The 16,496-nt window shown below is 51.7% G+C and carries 18 protein-coding genes; 16 read left to right on the top strand and 2 right to left on the bottom strand.

The annotated features are described in order from the left end of the window. Positions 1-8 precede the first annotated feature (8 nt). Positions 9-1,994 carry an ATP-dependent DNA helicase gene (locus tag HMPREF2981_RS04095; protein ID WP_070661056.1) on the top strand — a complete coding sequence of 662 codons (1,986 nt, stop codon included), beginning with the start codon at positions 9-11 and terminating at the stop codon, positions 1,992-1,994. A gap of 163 nt (positions 1,995-2,157) precedes the next feature. Here HMPREF2981_RS04095 and HMPREF2981_RS04090 read toward each other — a convergent pair whose 3' ends face one another. Both HMPREF2981_RS04090 and lexA read right to left on the bottom strand, forming a co-directional pair. Further along, a complete protein-coding gene (locus HMPREF2981_RS04090; RefSeq protein ID WP_048778731.1) occupies positions 2,158-2,526 on the bottom strand; it encodes a VOC family protein in 369 nt (122 codons plus the stop codon). Between the two features lie 103 nt (positions 2,527-2,629). Beyond that, a complete protein-coding gene (gene lexA / locus HMPREF2981_RS04085) occupies positions 2,630-3,298 on the bottom strand; it encodes a transcriptional repressor LexA (protein WP_048753103.1) in 669 nt (222 codons plus the stop codon). A gap of 459 nt (positions 3,299-3,757) precedes the next feature. Between lexA and HMPREF2981_RS04080 the strand changes: the two genes are divergently transcribed. The 15 genes from HMPREF2981_RS04080 to efeB all read left to right on the top strand — a co-directional run bounded on the left by HMPREF2981_RS04080 (position 3,758) and on the right by efeB (position 16,486). Beyond that, positions 3,758-4,393 carry a LysM peptidoglycan-binding domain-containing protein gene (locus tag HMPREF2981_RS04080; RefSeq protein WP_048778732.1) on the top strand — a complete coding sequence of 212 codons (636 nt, stop codon included), beginning with the start codon at positions 3,758-3,760 and terminating at the stop codon, positions 4,391-4,393. Positions 4,394-4,703: 310 nt separating this feature from the next. Next, positions 4,704-5,366 (top strand): imidazole glycerol phosphate synthase subunit HisH, encoded by a 663-nt coding sequence (locus tag HMPREF2981_RS04075; RefSeq protein ID WP_048778734.1) that lies wholly within the window; start codon positions 4,704-4,706, stop codon positions 5,364-5,366. Between the two features lie 38 nt (positions 5,367-5,404). Next, a complete protein-coding gene (locus tag HMPREF2981_RS04070) occupies positions 5,405-5,584 on the top strand; it encodes a hypothetical protein (protein ID WP_004006282.1) in 180 nt (59 codons plus the stop codon). A 4-nt stretch (positions 5,585-5,588) separates the two neighbouring features. Next, positions 5,589-6,341 carry a HisA/HisF-related TIM barrel protein gene (locus tag HMPREF2981_RS04065; protein ID WP_048778736.1) on the top strand — a complete coding sequence of 251 codons (753 nt, stop codon included), beginning with the start codon at positions 5,589-5,591 and terminating at the stop codon, positions 6,339-6,341. 187 nt (positions 6,342-6,528) lie between these two features. After that, positions 6,529-7,239 carry an SseB family protein gene (locus HMPREF2981_RS04060; RefSeq protein ID WP_239668129.1) on the top strand — a complete coding sequence of 237 codons (711 nt, stop codon included), beginning with the start codon at positions 6,529-6,531 and terminating at the stop codon, positions 7,237-7,239. Between the two features lie 71 nt (positions 7,240-7,310). After that, the gene (locus HMPREF2981_RS04055) at positions 7,311-7,730 is read left to right on the top strand and encodes a DUF1844 domain-containing protein (protein WP_013398776.1); all 420 of its coding nucleotides are present in this window, start codon (positions 7,311-7,313) and stop codon (positions 7,728-7,730) included. 372 nt (positions 7,731-8,102) lie between these two features. Continuing rightward, entirely contained in the window at positions 8,103-8,804 is a 702-nt protein-coding gene (gene infC, locus HMPREF2981_RS04050) for a translation initiation factor IF-3 (RefSeq protein WP_080972547.1), read from the top strand. 168 nt (positions 8,805-8,972) lie between these two features. Beyond that, entirely contained in the window at positions 8,973-9,167 is a 195-nt protein-coding gene (rpmI, locus tag HMPREF2981_RS04045) for a 50S ribosomal protein L35 (protein WP_004006287.1), read from the top strand. 113 nt (positions 9,168-9,280) lie between these two features. Beyond that, positions 9,281-9,661, top strand: coding sequence for a 50S ribosomal protein L20 (gene rplT / locus HMPREF2981_RS04040; RefSeq protein WP_004006288.1), 381 nt, complete (start codon positions 9,281-9,283; stop codon positions 9,659-9,661). 204 nt (positions 9,662-9,865) lie between these two features. Beyond that, positions 9,866-10,774 carry a TrmH family RNA methyltransferase gene (locus HMPREF2981_RS04035; RefSeq protein ID WP_246825263.1) on the top strand — a complete coding sequence of 303 codons (909 nt, stop codon included), beginning with the start codon at positions 9,866-9,868 and terminating at the stop codon, positions 10,772-10,774. A 64-nt stretch (positions 10,775-10,838) separates the two neighbouring features. After that, positions 10,839-11,789: a cation diffusion facilitator family transporter gene (locus HMPREF2981_RS04030; protein ID WP_070660952.1), complete on the top strand. Its 951-nt coding sequence runs from the start codon at positions 10,839-10,841 to the stop codon at positions 11,787-11,789. A 66-nt stretch (positions 11,790-11,855) separates the two neighbouring features. Then, positions 11,856-12,296, top strand: a complete 441-nt coding sequence (locus HMPREF2981_RS04025; protein ID WP_070660950.1) for a (deoxy)nucleoside triphosphate pyrophosphohydrolase — start codon at positions 11,856-11,858, stop codon at positions 12,294-12,296. Between the two features lie 277 nt (positions 12,297-12,573). Then, a complete protein-coding gene (efeU, locus tag HMPREF2981_RS04020; RefSeq protein WP_070660947.1) occupies positions 12,574-13,560 on the top strand; it encodes an iron uptake transporter permease EfeU in 987 nt (328 codons plus the stop codon). Between the two features lie 43 nt (positions 13,561-13,603). Beyond that, entirely contained in the window at positions 13,604-14,944 is a 1,341-nt protein-coding gene (gene efeO, locus HMPREF2981_RS04015; RefSeq protein ID WP_004006293.1) for an iron uptake system protein EfeO, read from the top strand. Positions 14,945-15,151: 207 nt separating this feature from the next. Further along, a complete protein-coding gene (gene efeB, locus HMPREF2981_RS04010) occupies positions 15,152-16,486 on the top strand; it encodes an iron uptake transporter deferrochelatase/peroxidase subunit (protein ID WP_070660944.1) in 1,335 nt (444 codons plus the stop codon). Positions 16,487-16,496 lie beyond the last annotated feature (10 nt).

Raw genomic sequence — 16,496 nt, 5'->3', positions numbered from 1 at the left:
CCACCGGGATGGAGCTTGAAACTCTGCCCGGTGCAAAACCCGTGTTAGATTTGCTCGATCGTGCGATTGAAAAAACGGGCGGGCAAAAACGCCTCGGACAACGTAGGATGGCAGCCCATGTTGCGCAAGCTTTCGACCTCGAGCGGCATCTCCTCGTGCAGGCAGGCACCGGAACCGGTAAATCCCTCGGATATTTGGTGCCAGCCCTGCATCATGCGGGTGCAAGCACAAAACCCATTGTTGTGGCAACCGCAACCCTAGCCCTCCAAGCGCAGATCGTAAAACGAGACCTTCCAAAACTTATGGAGGCGCTCTCTTCTGAGCCCGAATCTGAAGCTCAGGTCGCAATCCTCAAAGGCAGGAACAATTACCTGTGCCTGCACAAACTCGACGGCGGATACCCCGAAGAGGAACCTGATACTCTCTTCGACATGCCTCAGCGTAGTACGTCTCGCATCGGTGAAGAGGTACTGCGGTTAAGGTCCTGGGCGGAACGAACCGAGACCGGCGACCGCGATGAACTTAAACCTGGTGTATCGGATCGTGCCTGGGCGCAGGTATCCGTGAGCGCCTCAGAGTGTTTGGGAAAACGCTGCCCCCTCGTTGAGGAGTGCTTTAGTGAGCGGGCGCGCCAAGAAGCATATGAAGCCGATCTCGTGATTACTAATCATGCGCTGCTTGCCATCAACGCTTTTGAAGGTTTAGGTGTACTTCCCGAACACGATATCGCTATTATTGACGAGGCGCATGAGCTCGCAGATCGCGTGACTGGCGCGGTGACGGATTCCCTTTCTGCTTCCTTAATTAGACGTGCCGCTCGCGATATCCGCAAGAACTCCAAAGCAGACTCCAGCGCGCTCGAACAAGCCGCCGGTTCTTTAGAAACCGCATGTGAAGGTGTTTCTGAGGGCTTAATAGAAAGGCTCGAAGGGCGACTTCTGAACGCACTCGCGGCTGTAGCCGATGCCGCACGGGCGGCGCTTTCCGACTCTAAGAGCGACAATAAAGAGGCGGATGCCGGGCTTCAGATGGCTCGTTCACGTGTTTCTGAGGTACATGATGCTGCAACGCGCATTTTAGAATCTGCTGAACATCGCGAAGTGCTGTGGTTATCACGCCAGGGCGGTTGGGAAAACGGACGATATACCGCAGCTTCTGATCAGGATCCCGCCACACTCCACGTTGCTCCTTTGAATATCGGAAGCCGTTTACGTGAGGGGCTTTTTGAGGATCGTACCGTTATTCTTACGAGCGCAACGCTTACTGTGGGGGAATCCTTCGATGCAGTAGCCGGCTCCCTGGGGCTGGCTGGGCCGCAGGCTCCGCGCTGGGAAGGTCTTGATGTAGGCTCTCCGTTTGATTATCCGCGGCAGGGCATTATGTATGTGGCTTCCGATTTGCCCAAACCGAGCTTTGGCGTGAATCCTCAGCAGCTCGAACGATTACGCGAATTATGTGAAGCTTCTGGTGGTGGGGCTCTGGGGTTATTCTCGTCGAAGCGAGGTGCCGAACAGGCGGCTGAATATGTACGTCAGCACACGGATCTGAATATTCTCTTGCAGGGAGAGTCCTCATTGCGGGCTCTTGTCGAGGAGTTTACTGAAGATATAAATGCTTGTCTTTTCGGCACCATGAGCCTTTGGCAGGGAGTGGATGTTCCTGGGGATTCCTGTCGTCTGGTACTGATGGACCGTATACCGTTCCCGCGCCCAGACGATCCTCTCGCTCAAGCGCGTACCCGTGCCGTGGCAGAAAAAGGCGGGAATGGGTTTATGGCTGTTTCGGCATATCATGCGGCAATCCGCATGTCTCAGGGATCAGGGCGATTGATACGTTCCGTCCACGATCGCGGGGTAGTGGCGATCCTTGACTCTAGGCTGGCGACTCAGCGATACGGCGGGTACCTGATGCGGGCGATGCCTAACCTTTGGACCACCCAGGATAAGAATGTTGTTTTAGGCGCTTTGGAACGGCTTTACCAGAGTATTGACTAAAAACAATAAGATACGCGGGTTTTAATACACGTTGTATTCCGGTACTGGTGCCGAGACATGAACGTAGCGAAGCGTCCATAGATGTAATGTGGGAAAGGGAGGGTACCGTTCGACGGTACCCTCCCTGATGTATTTTGCGCTTATGGCTGCCTATAGTAATTAGTTAGTCTATCGGGGCAACTCGGATACGGTTCCCATCTAGATCACTTGCTACGAAAGTCATCCCAAATACATCACGATGGGGCTCTTCCAATATGACAACCCCTTGTTCCACCCAGGCTTGGTACTGTCTGAGGATTTCTGCATCGGAGCCCTTGAGATTTATACATACCTCAGACGTACGTGTTGAAGTTTCATGAAGAGTATTGCTTGCTCCGGTCCACAACGCTAGCGAGACTCCCGGCGCTAAATCCATGGTGACATAGCGTGGCGAGGTAAAACTGACCTCAAGATTTAGAATGCTCGTATAGAAGGACACTGAGGCCTCGATATCCGATACATAGACAATAAAAACGATCTCACGGTCAATCATTGTGCTGTTATTCCTTCTGGACATGAGACGGCTGAATACGCAGGAAAGGAACCTCTAGCGTTGTGTCTTTTGAGAAAAACGCGCGCAGGTCAGAAGGTCCCCGTTAGATGCTTCGCAGAACAGAAACTACTTTACCCATCACCGTGGCGCGGTCGCCGAGTATGGGCTCATATTGGGAATTTCGGGGGAGTAGCCAGGTATGACCATCTACTTGGCGGAATACTTTGACGGTCGCTTCGTCGTCAAGAAGAGCCGCAACAATGTCTCCATTATCGGCGGTGTGTTGTTCACGTACAACAACCCAGTCACCGTCGCATATGGCGGCGTCAATCATCGAATCCCCTTTGACGCGAAGCATGAAAAGCTTCCCACTGCCCACGAGCTGGCGGGGGAGAGAGAGAACATCCTCAACGGATTGCTCAGCCGTAATAGGACCACCAGCAGCAATGCGACCTACGAGGGGCACGGGAACCATATCCTCATCGCTCACCTCAAATGTAGGCAGCTCCGGAAAATGGGCTGAAGCGCCCTCAGACTCTATATCGTCAAGAATCTCGATGGCACGCGGTAGTTTTGGATCGCGGCGAATATATCCCATCTTCTCAAGACGACCGAGCTGATGAGTCACCGAAGAAAGTGAAGCCAATCCAACGATATCGCCAATCTGACGCATCGAAGGGGGATATCCCTTCTGCTCGATTTCTGTACGAATCGCATCCAAAATTTTCTGCTGACGCGGAGTCAGCGGAGGGCGCTGAGCTTCGGGTGTCATGCGGAGCCTTCTTTCTAACTATTTACGCACGCCATGGTTCCTGGAGTATTGACTGGATCCAGGTAAGCATAACGATGAACCGTCTCGTTCTCAGTCTAAAGCATCAGAGGGAAAACTTCAAACAAATATTCTATGACCCTCGAATATAATCGAAGAAATATTTAGTAACTTTCTACTAGACTATCGAAACTAGATTCGATATAGTTGGTGTCTACGGAAGACATATTCGATAAAAGTTGAGGTTTTTCGGTGAGGTGTTCTAGTTCAAGCTCTTGCTATGCAGGGATTATTGGTCTTCGAAGTACTTCGGTATTTCTAGAGCATCTTGAGAGAATCCGAAAGCAAAATATGTGCTTTCTGCAGGAATATGAACTCATGTCAACCGCATTATGAGCACTGAGAATGGTGTGTAACGGCGAGGATATGAACTGGTCACACACCAGCGGAAAGGAAAATACTATGGCAGCGGCTACTTCTTCCTCCCGAATTCCGGCGGGGTTAACCGTTATTCACCCAGCTCGTGTTCGACAGGACTCTTATCAAACACGTTCACACTATGCTTCATCACGCCGTTCCCGTATGTCGCATCCTCGGCTGACTTCTTCCCAATCACGTGCTGTATACGAGACTTCATTCTCGGCTACACCACAGAAAGTGAACGTCACATCTTCCTCTCAGACTCAGCAGAGCGTAAACGGTAAAACATCAAGCGGACAGCGGCGGGTTCCAGAAAAACTTAAAGGTGTGTCGGTGGTTAATAAGCGCAATCCCTCATATTTTACACGTGCTATGCATCGCTCTAGGGCTCTGAAAAATTGGGTTTTTGGCATTCCGCTGATAACGTTGGCGGCCCTTGTCGTTCTTGGGGCGCTCATTCTTATATCGCCGCATACAGCAAACGCTGGAAATGAATCTCATGGTGCAGGAACCCGATACGTGACCGTTCAATCTGGAGATACGCTCTGGGATATTGCACAAGAGGTAGACCCGAAGACTGATCCACGCGACACCATGGTGCAGATCAGTAAACTTAATGATCTGCAGGGTTCAACTGTCAAAGTCGGGCAGCGTCTAGAGGTTCCAAACGTGCAATAGCAGGTGTAGCTGTCTCTTGAGCTCCTAGAAACTGTGACTGTATGCATGCGTTGTAGGGGCTGCGGTTCTCTGCTCTCATTGACTAATGTGTGATTATTAGCAGGTAGCTTTTAGAAGAGAGAGGATCTGTATCGCGTAGAGTCTTTTTGACATATGGTGCTCAATACAGGCGACGTAACATGCGGTATGCGATGATAGCGTGAGATTAGGGACAGAAACCTTGGAGTTTGTACCCTAGAGATACATGACGTTTGTATGCTCGCCCGGTTGTTCGTCTGGAATCCGGCGGGAGCGGAACTAAGGAGTCTCTATGACCACACGTCCCACCGTAGCTATACTTGGCGAATTCGGCACATATGGCGAGCTCCAGCAAGCGTGCGAGCGTGTCGGTGCCCAAGCGTTCGTTACCACAGATCTCGATTCTCTACGAGACGCTGATGGTATGGTGATTGCTGGTCATAAGAAATCTCTTGAAACATACGAGGCTGTGCGGAAACTCCACGGTGATCGGGTGCTTGGCAGGCGTGTTGCAGGCGGCCGTCCTGTCCTTGTTGCGGGGGCTGGTTTTGGGATGCTGTTTGAAGTTATCCGAACCGTGAACCCAGATCTTGGAGACCTTGATATTTCTGCATTGGGAGAGTGGCCGGGTGCTGCACAAGCTCTGGCCACCGCTGGGGCTCATCCAGGACACTATAGGGTTGAGGCTGCTGCGTCCAGTAAATTTTTACAGGATCTTCCTGAACCCTTGAATTTCAAGGCAGAGGATGCCGTGTTTACCTGGGATTTTGACCAGAGTATAGACTATATGGAGCCGCCTGCTGTCAGTTGGACTGATGCAGATCCGCGTTATATTGCAGCTGTCGAGAACGGTCCTCTCACAGCAATTCAATTTTGTCCGGTAGCTTCGGGTGCTGCAGGTGAAGAATTTCTTCGCCGCTGGGTTGCGCATCTTCCCGTCATGAACCGTTTGTAGCATCATAAATTTTACGAAAAACTGCGAAGGAGCATCACATGTCACCTCTATACTCCGGACTTATTCTTATGACTGTTGGGGCATTCTTTGCCGGTGGGGGTATATCTTTCCGTAAACAGGGCATATCTCTTGGCGCGCAGATTGTGCTGTGGATTATTGCTTTAGCCCTCTTTGGGTACGGGGCATATGTAACTTTCGTATACGGGTCACAGGGATAAGAATATGGGTACTCTAGAACTTCTTCCCGCAGTCGATATTGCTCAGGGGCGTGCAGTGCGTCCCGTAGGCGGTCGCCTCTCCCAACAGAGTGAGGGTACAGATCCAGTGGAAGCGGCTCTATCGTGGCGCCGCGCGGGGGCACGATGGATTCACCTTGTTGATCTGGATATGGCGTTTGGTCGTGGTAACAACACCCGCATTCTTCGAGAGGTTATTGATCGAGTTCGTGCGACAGCTCAGAATCCTATCAAAATACAGGTCAGTGGCGGTGTTAAAGATGAACGTTCTTTGGAATTCGCCTTGAGTCTTGAACCCGATCGCATCAATGTGACGTCGGCGGCGCTGCAGCATCCGGCATGGTTAGAGAAAACACTAGGGCACTATGGTGAGCGGATAGCTCTGGGTTTGGACGCTCGCAACGGAACCGTTGTAGCACGTGGGACCGAATGGTGTGGCGATTCCGTGCATAACACAGTGCGATGGCTGCAAACTGCGGGAGCATGCCGGTATATTGTGACAGATGTAAGCCGAGATGGTGCTCTCTCAGGGCCTGGGCTACAGCTGCTTCGTGAAGTTCTCAGTCTCACTGAGCATCCCGTTGTGGCTTCGGGAGGTGTTGCTTCTCTGGAAGATATTCGCACTCTTCGTGCGCTGACGAATCAGGGCTTGGAAGGTCTTGTCCTAGGGAAGGCACTGTACGTCGGCAATTTTACTTTTGAGGAGGCTCTTAAGGCGGCTAATGATGATGCCTCATAACCCACAAGAACAACGGAATCTGTCTGAACCCCAAAAGCGTGCAGCTGCACGGCGCGCGTTGCCAGAGCATATTGCGGCTCAATTGCGCAGCGCTGGGAGGCAAACTGATACTGGCGGACAGCCCTGGAAAGGGAGGAACCTAGGAGAGGGAACGTCACAAACCCATCAATACTATGGAGACGATGGCTTGACGAACCCAGATTTAGCGCGGGTTCTGACCTCTTTTGAAGCTGATGAAGTTGATGAGGCAACAGTTGTTGAAGCGTTGAGTGAAGTGCGAATATTTGCTCCGATTGTTGCTCAGCTTTCACAAGCTCATATAACCCATGATGGTCTGGTATCTGATAAAGAAGCTGACATGGCATTAGTCAGCCTGCAGGCTCCCGACGGTCGAAAAGCTCTTCCTGTTTTTACGAGTGTTGATGCTTTGACGCAGTGGCACCCACAGGCTCGCCCGGTTGCAGCCTCTATGCGTAAAACGGCATTGAGTGCTGTGGAAGATGATAACCAACTCATTGTTGTGAATCCTGGTCAGAACCTCACCTTTGTGGTACGTCGCCCCGCTGTTTGGTCTTTGGCGCAGGGGAAACCGTGGATCCCTTCGTATCTCAACGACGAGGTACTAAATGAACTAAAACGCCTTATCTCTACACAACCCGCTCTGGTAGATATTCAGTGTGATACTGGTGATGGCGTACAGGCACGCACAGGCACGGGGAAGATCCTAAGGGGCGGAGGTGCCGGTCCTGAACTTGCGATTAAACTTGCTGTTCTTCCCGGACTTACCCGCGAACAGCTCAATATGGTAATTCAGGATTTTCAGCGGAGTTTGGCGAGCAGCGACCTTATGTCACAGGTGGTTGATTCTGTGCAGATTAAGCTTCTTTCTGCTTCATAGATTTGTGTAGGCTCAGTTGATGATGTCTTGGTGAACTTTAGAGAGTGTGAGATTCTAGAACCATGAGTAATATGACGAATAGTTTTCAATTTGGCGCATCATCAAATGAATCTGTACCTGTACACGGCGGTACAGAGCTAACTGATGAACAAATGCATGCCGTTAGTGAACAGATGCGGGATATTGCCGATGTGCCAGCCGTTGAGATTATCGGTGCTGCGGCTGTCCATCTCATGAGCGCTGCAGCCGTCAAATGCGGTCTGGCTGCCGAAGATAATGCTGCGGAGTTACAGGACTTGGATGAAGCACGCAAACTTATTACTGCATTGGCGGGGTTTGTGACGGCGGCGGCGCCGGAAATTGGTTCGCAGCATGCCGCCCCGCTGCGTGATGGGCTGCGGACGTTACAGCTGGCGTTTCGGGAAGCATCGTCAATCCCAGATGAGCCGGGGCAAGGGCCTGGCGAGAAATTTACCGGTCCTGTGTACTAATTCTGCGTGCTGAAGTACCTTGAACGATCCGTGAATGTAAATCTTCATATGTTCGCTACACAGGTTTTCAGATAAGATTTTGCCTTGTGCGGGGTAGCGTAATGCGCATAATCGTAGCTGCCCCTCACGGCAGGTTTACTGGGCTGACTGACCGGCTTCACAGGGATAAAACGGGAATATGACGAAGAAGGTTATCGTTCTTGGCATTTTCTTGTGAATTAGCTGTAAACCCGGTAGACTAATGTACTGTTTGCAAGTGGAGTCTACTCCCACCCGCATCCGCCCGCATATGGTGTGAGGCAGACGGGTTAGATAACCGAATTTTCGGTATTCGATGTGTGCCTTCGCTTGTAAACGGCGAGGGCTTTTTTAGTGCTCGCCACGGATAATATTCACGGGGAAACCCACAGAGCACAGGAGCTACTCATTAGCGAACCACGCATAAACGATCGTATCCGCGTTCCGGAGGTCCGACTTGTTGGCCCCGGTGGCGAGCAGGTAGGCGTTGTTCCTCTTAAAGATGCCTTGCGTCTTGCTGAGGATGCCGAACTCGACCTTGTCGAGGTTGCCCCGAACGCGAAACCGCCCGTTTGTAAGCTCATGGACTACGGTAAGTACAAGTACGAAGCTGCGGTCAAGGCTCGTGAATCCCGCAAGAAACAGGTTAACGCCGTTCTGAAGGAAATCCGTTTCCGTCTGAAGATTGATACCCATGACTATGAAACCAAGGTTGGGCACGCTCGTCGTTTCTTGACCGGTGGGGATAAAGTCAAGGCCATGATTCAGTTCCGAGGTCGTGAACAGCAGCGCCCCGAGATGGGTGTGCGTCTGCTTGAGCGTTTGGCAGAAGAACTGGCTGAGGTGAGCACCATTGAGTCTCGTCCTCGTCAGGATGGACGCAACATGGTGATGGTTCTGGCACCGCTTCGCGGTAAAGCAGAAGTGCGCCGTGGACAGAACTCAAGCAACCGCAAGGGTCGCGAGCGTCTCGACACGACTACGGCGAAGCCCGTTAGTAACTCATTGGCAGATGCTATGCCTGCCGAGTTGAAAGCTCAGGCTTCAGCCGAGTAATAGAGCCGAAACACAGCTTGGGGGCGCCCCTCGTGGAGGTGGCGTCCTTGAACTTTGAGTTTGGCACGGCGGGTTAATCCCCGATCGTAATTCGTCCTTGGGGGAGGGCACTCTTCCCCCTCAAGCTACTCCGCTCGCGCGGGGATGAATGTAAGGAGAACGGCAGCTATGCCGAAGCAGAAGACCCACTCTGGTGCTAAGAAGCGCTTCAAGCTCACCGGTAGCGGCAAGGTTAAGCGCCAGCAGGCGAACCGCCGCCACTACCTGGAGCACAAGTCATCTCGTCTGACCCGTCGTCTGGCATCCGACCAGATTGTTACTGGTGGCCAGGCAAAGGTTGTTAAGAAGATGCTGGGTAAGTAAGCTACGCTTACAATTCGCCTAGAGAAGCGGGAAAACCCGCATCACAGACCAAGACTCGCTCCTGCACGGTATAACATGATGGCCGTTCAGGACATAAGACGAAGGAGACACACGTGGCACGTGTGAAGCGCGCGGTTAACGCGCACAAGAAGCGCCGTACTATTCTCGATCGTGCATCCGGTTACCGCGGTCAGCGTTCGCGCCTGTACCGTAAGGCTAAGGAACAGGTCACCCACTCGCTCGTATACAGTTACGACCACCGTCGTAAGAAGAAGGGCGATTTCCGTCGCCTCTGGATTCAGCGTATTAACGCTGCATCCCGTGCACAGGGGTTGACCTACAACCGTTTCATTCAGGGCCTTAAGGCTGCCGGTGTTGAGGTTGATCGCCGTATGCTGGCTGAGCTCGCTGTGAACGAGCCAGCAGCTTTCAACGCTCTGGTTGAGATCGCTAAGAAGAACCTACCTGAGGATACCTCGGCTCCTAAAGCGTAACTGAGAGCCAGGTAATATCTGCAGCAGTGCGGGTATTAAAGCGTAAACGGTCGCCGTGTCTCATGACGGCGACCGTTTTTTACTTACATAGAAATCCTGTAAAACGCAGCCCCACTTCAGTGTGCGCGGGGGAGCGCATCGGTTACCTTTTGCCTGTACCCTTAAAGGGTGAATTTTCTAGAACGCATAAGTTCCCCAACCGTGATGTCGAATCCGTATGCTGATCGTGTACGTGACATCGCCAAGCTGAGCACTCGTCGTGGTCGTACCAAGAAAAAACAGTTCATGGTCGAAGGACCCCAAGCCGTGCGTGAGGCGCTGAAAGCTCATCTGCAATCGCCGGTGTTAGACGCCGTGTACGTTACGGAAAGTGCTTATAAGCGTCACCCCGATATTGCTGAACTTCTGGAACAAGCGCACGGTACCCCTACACCTGAGGAAGGCCGCCGTGTCTTTATGCGTGTCGTGACCGATGAAGTCTTGGCGGCTATGGCGGATTCCGTAACCCCGCAAGGTATTATTGCCATTTCGTTCATGGTGGATACTTCGTTCTCTGTCTTATGGGGTGAAAACGCTCTCAACCCTAAACTTATCGCTGTACTATCCAGGATTCAGGACCCTGGGAATGCGGGTACTATTCTGCGTGTGGCGGATGCGGCAGGGGCCGATCTCGTTATCACCACGAAGGGGGCAGTTGATCTTTATAACCCCAAGACAGTACGTTCAACGGCAGGTTCTCTCTTTCACGTTCCCATTATTCAAGGTGTTGAGCTGGAAGAATTTGCCGAGGATGTAAAATCTCAGGGAACCGTTGTGCTTGCCGCCGATGGGTACGGTACTGTAAATCTTCAAGACCTTATTGACCACGCGGCAGTTCTTCGCGCTGGTCTTGACAGTGAAGCTCCGGCGGGGGTGAAAGGTGCGTTTGACCTTTCTCGTCCTACTATATGGCTTTTTGGAAATGAAGCTCAAGGGCTTAGTGCTGAGGAGAAATCTGCGGCTACGATGCGCATTGCAGTTCCAGTGTACGGCGCGGCTGAATCGCTGAATGTGGGTACTGCTGCAGCGATATGCCTCTATGCTTCGGCAATGGCACAACACCAGACTCGATAGCTTCCGGACCTATTGGCTCACTAAAATAAGAACTTTTGAAACACAGACATGTATTGGAGAAAGAATGTCCGCTCATTCTGGTCACACCGGATCAGGCGCAATTTTTGCGGCTTTAGGCGCGAACCTAGGCATTGCGGTTCTTAAGTTTATTGCCTACCTTCTGACCCGTTCATCTTCAATGTTGGCCGAGGCTATTCACTCGGTGGCAGACTCGGGTAACCAGTTACTTCTGCTGGTAGGCGGCAAAGTAGCGCAAAAAGAAGCAGACGAAGAGCACCCTTTTGGTTATGGGCGTAACCGCTATATCTATGCCTTCATCGTATCTATTATTATCTTCGCGCTTGGCGGCCTCTTCGCGCTATATGAAGGGTACGAGAAATGGCATGACCCTCACGGAATTACGGAATGGCAGTGGGTACCGGTTGCGGTGCTTGTAGGTTCTATTCTCCTGGAAGGTAACTCGTTCCGCGTTGCTATTAAAGAATCGCGCGAGATGAAAGGACAGCAGAGCTGGCTTCGTTTCTTACGTACCTCAAAGAATCCGGAGCTTCCGGTACTTCTGCTGGAGGATGCGGGCGCACTTTTTGGCTTGGTCTTGGCTCTTTTCGGTGTGTCGATGACTTTGCTGACCGACAACGGTCTGTGGGATGCCGCCGGAACTTTGGCTATCGGTATACTTCTGGTTTTTATTGCTATATTCCTTGCTTCTGAGATGAAGTCTTTGATTCTGGGGGAGGCTGCTTCCCCGGAGGATCTCGCGAAAATTCGTGCTGCAATCGAAAACGGGGATCAGGGTCGTGTTATTCATATTAAGACTGTGCATCTGGGACCTGAAGAGATTTTAGTTGCGGCTAAGATTCGCATTCATGATGCTGATACGGGAATTACCGTTGCGAACGAGATCGACAAAACTGAAGAACGTATTCGTGAGGCGGTACCGGCGGCACGTGTTATATATCTGGAACCGGATGTTTACCGTCCCGAAGCGCAGGACTCCACGAGCGTATCCCATTAGCCGGTAGAAATCCCGGACTTATAGATCTTCTTGGTCTGCTGGAATGCTTATTCTCGAAAGGAAAAGATGTCGGAATATTCCGTTCAAGTGGTGGGCGCTGCTATTGTAGACAGCCTTGAATCACCCTCTTGGATGCTTGTTGCGCAGCGGTCTGCACCCGAATCCCTTGCGGGTTTATGGGAGTTTCCGGGTGGCAAGGTTGAGTCGGGGGAATCTTGCGAGCAGGCGCTGGAACGTGAACTGATGGAAGAACTTGGTGTGAGCGTACATCTTGGTTCTGAGGTACAGGGAGATCATCCGCAAGGCTGGGTCTTAAACGAGAAGGCTGCTATGCGGGTGTTCCTTGTCGAGATTAGCAGGGGTGAGCCTTTACCACTCCAAGATCATCGTGAACTTCGATGGGTTTCGGTGAAGAAGCAGAGCGGTCAAGATATTCTTGATTTACCCTGGATTCCTGCCGACTTGCCTATAGTGCGGGAGCTGCTGAGCATACTCCATCAGAGCTGAAATATAACGGTGCGTCTTGTGAGGCATTTCCAGAGCGTAAAGGCATAAGTATCCGTTATTTCTGTAAAAAATGAAAGGTTGACGGATATTTCTTTCTGAACAAGCGTTGGGTCCCTTGTTATTATGCAGACATTCTGTAGGTAAACTATGCCTATCCCAACACTACACTTATGGTGTGCTAAGTCTCACACGATCCTGATGGGGCGTGTAACCCAGGGAACCTTTAGAGTTAAATTAAAGAAAAGAAATTTTGTCTAATCTAACGCGGTGACGAATTATGGGTCTTGATGCACAATCATGGGGAATATTCATTGGTAACTTCCTCATCGGTCTACGGGAAGGGCTAGAAGCCGCGCTTGTCGTGGGTATCCTTATTGCCTATGTGCACAAGACCAAGCGTAATCACCTTCTCCCACCTATTTGGGTTGGCGTTGCAGCCGCCATCGCTGTTTCGCTCATCTTCGGAGCAATCCTGACCTTTGGACCTGAAACGCTGACCTTTGAAGCTCAAGAAGCCATCGGCGGTTCCCTCTCGATTATTGCGGTTGGATTTGTCACCTGGATGGTGTTCTGGATGGCGGAAAACGCTCGCGCCCTCTCTGCGGAACTTCACGGAAAACTTGATGCGGTTCAAACTAGCTCATGGGCCGTGATAGTTCTTGCGACTCTCTCGGTAGGGCGTGAAGGTCTTGAAACCACGCTCTTTATCTGGTCTGCCACTCGCGCCGCTACCCAAGGTACTGAGATTGGTACGGTGCTCCCCGTCATTGGTGCCATTGTTGGTATCTTGACGGCAGTACTCATCGCGTGGGCTATGATGCGCGGCGTTATGAAGATCAACCTTGCGAAGTTCTTCACCTGGACCGGCGCCTTCCTCATTATTATTGCCGCTGGTGTGCTCTCCTATGGTATTCACGATCTACAGGAAGCACGAATACTGCCGGGACTGAACAATATAGCATTCGCTTCTCAAGACTTTATCGAACCGGGCGGTTTCCTTGCCACGATCCTGAAAGCAGTCTTTAACCTTTCAACCACTACCACGTGGGTCGAAGCTATAGCGTGGGTGCTGTACGTGGGTATCGTTATGCCCCTCTTCTTCTGGAAACAAAAGCGAGGTCACACCCCTTCGCGTAAAGCTGCTGATGCGCCTCAAGCATCTGGCATGGTGCACGTATCGAAGGTGGCTAATAAAATCACTGGTGAAACTGCTTCTTCCTCCAACTCTGCAGGTATTAAGACCCCTACTTCCGATGCCGGATAACTGATTTTTCATATTTCTCTGTCCCCGAACAAAGGAAAACACAATGCGAAAGTCCCTATACTCCGCAGGTGCCCTGCTGTCAGTCGGCGCTATTGCGCTGACCGGGTGCACGCCCAATAGCGCGAATAACGCCTCAGGTGGTTCTGGCGGAACCGCTGACGGTTCCATCTCGGTTACTTCAACCGATACCGAGTGCAAGCTTTCTGCCACCGAAGTTAAAGCTGGTAAGGTTACCTTCAAGGTAAAGAACGAAGGCTCGAAAGTGACCGAGTTCTACGTACTAGGCTCCGACGGACTGCGCATTATTTCTGAGGTCGAAAACATTGGTCCCAACCTTTCTCGTGATCTCACTGTTGAACTTCCTGAAGGCTCGTATAAGACAGCCTGCAAGCCCGGTATGGTTGGCGACGGCATCAAGGGTGATCTTAAAGTTGTCAAGAACGAGAGCGCTCAGCCCATCTCTGCTGATGAGCAGGCTATGCGCGATACCGCAGTTACGCAATACTCTTCATACGTGAAAGACCAGGTCGAGGCGCTTAAAACCGATACTGACGAGTTCGCCAAGCTCTACCAAGAAGGCAAGAACGAGGAGGCAAAGGCTAAGTACGCGGCGGCCCGTATACATTACGAGCGCATCGAGCCCATTGCGGAAAGCTACGGTGAGACCCTAGACCTCAAGCTGGATGCGCGTGAAACCGACCTTGAAGAAGGTAAGATTCAGGAGTGGACCGGTTGGCACAAGATCGAGAAAGACTTGTGGCAGCCTAAGGCAGACGCCAACGGCGGAAAGGAATACAAGCCGCTTACCACTGAAGAACGTAAACAAGTCAGCGAAACGCTCGTGAAGGACACCCAAGAGCTGTACGATTACGTGCATTCGGATAAGTTTAAGCTTGATGCTTTCCAGATCTCCAATGGTGCGAAAGAGCTCTTGGACGAGGTTGTCAACACCAAACTGACCGGTGAGGAAGAGAACTGGTCACACACTGACCTCTCCGATTTCCAGGGTAACGTAGATGGTGCGAAGGTGGACTACGAAAACCTTCTGCCGATTCTGCAGAAGAAGAACCCTGAGCTTGCCAAGACTCTGCAAGAGAAATTCGACGCCGTGCAGAAGATCCTGGATAAGTACAAGCAGGGCGACGGTTTCAAGCCCTATGACGAGCTGAGCAAAGAAGAAGTCCGTGAGCTCTCCGATGCCGTGACTGCGCTCGCAGAGCCTGTCTCGCAGATGACTGAGACCGTGGCAGGCGGTGAGTCCGCTGAGGGCAAGAGCGATGATACTTCTTCTTCGAAGCCGGCTGCGTCATCTGAGTCCTCCGCTGGAGCTTCGCAGGATGCTTCCGAGCCAGCGGCAGGTACCTCATCGGCAACAGCTAAGTAACGTATCAGCATTTCAACGTACAGATCCTGATCACACAGGGGATTGATGGCGTTGAGAGATGCTGCCTAGACGCTGAGCCGTCCGTGAGCGTTTCTACATTCGCGAGATAATCGCGGATACAGAGACACTTGCGGGCGGTCGGTTCTCAAATACTCAACTGACACACAGTTGTCATATAATCTCCAAAATATTTAGGGAGAATATCTCATGCGTGAAGAAAAAACACCCACGACACAGGTTCAGCAATCCCACACTGCTGACCAGTCAGACGTATCTCGTGGTACCAGTCGACGGACTCTGATGACGGGCGCAGGTATAGCGGCTGCCTCTGTGGCAACTGTAGGCGCTCTTGCTGGATGTTCCGCAGAAGACCAAAAAAATGCTGAGGCCTCGGGTAAGTCTGCTGTTAAAGACTCATATTCTTTCTTTGGTGAGCATCAGAGTGGTATCTCGACAGATGCCCAAGACCGCATGTATTTCGCGGCTCTCACTCTTAAAACCACATCGAAGGATGAGATCAAGAAGCTTTTTAAAGAATGGTCAGAAGCATCGCGTAAACTCATGGCGGGAGAATTCGTGGGGGAGGACTCCTCCTATGAAGCACCTCCAAAAGATACCGGCGAAGCTATGGACCTTTCTGCTGGGCATCTAACTATCACCTTTGGCTTGGGGCGATCGTTTTTCGTGGATTCAGAAGGCAAAGATACGTACGGGTTTAAAGATAAACTTCCGCCCGCCTTGGTAGACATTCCCAAGATGGCGGGGGATGTCATAGAACCCGAGCGAAGCGGCGGCGATCTGTGTATTCAAGCCTGTGCTGATGATCCCCAGGTGGCTTTTCACGCTATCCGAAACCTAGTGCGTATTGCGGCGGGTCGTGCCGTTGTAGCGTGGAGCCAGCTCGGATTTGGGCGTACCGCATCCACGTCAAGTACGCAGGATACCCCGCGCAACCTCTTCGGGTTCAAAGACGGTACCAACAATATTAAGGTTCAGAATCCAGAGTTGTTGGAAAAGCATGTCTGGGCTTCAAAATCTAATTCGGAGGGGCACCCCGAATGGATGGACGGCGGCACCTACCTTGCGGCACGCCGCATCCGCATGATTATCGAGACATGGGACCGCTCCCGGCTACGGGAACAAGAAGAAATCGTGGGGCGCACCAAAGTAACAGGCGCGCCGCTGTCAGGCGGTGAAGAATTTACCGCTCCGGATTTTAATATGAAGGGCAAATACGGTCCCATTATTCCCGATGATTCGCATATGCGTCTGATGCATCCAGACCAAAACAACGGGGTACAGATACTTCGTCGTGGGTATAACTACACGGATGGCTCTGACGGGCTGGGGCACCTGGATGCCGGTCTCTTTTTTATCGCTTTTATCTGTGACCCTCGCACGCATTTTATTCCTTTGCTCAGTACCATGATGGCATCGGATGCTATGAGTGAGTATCTGCGGCATACCGGGAGCGCGGTCTTCGCTATTCCGGCAGGAGTTAAAGACGAGAACGATTTTATAGCATCAAAACTTTTTAACTAAGCTTCGTATT

Source organism: Rothia sp. HMSC069C01 (assembly GCF_001814655.1).
GTDB lineage: Bacteria > Actinomycetota > Actinomycetes > Actinomycetales > Micrococcaceae > Rothia > Rothia dentocariosa.
This window is presented reverse-complemented; position numbering and strand designations above follow the sequence as displayed.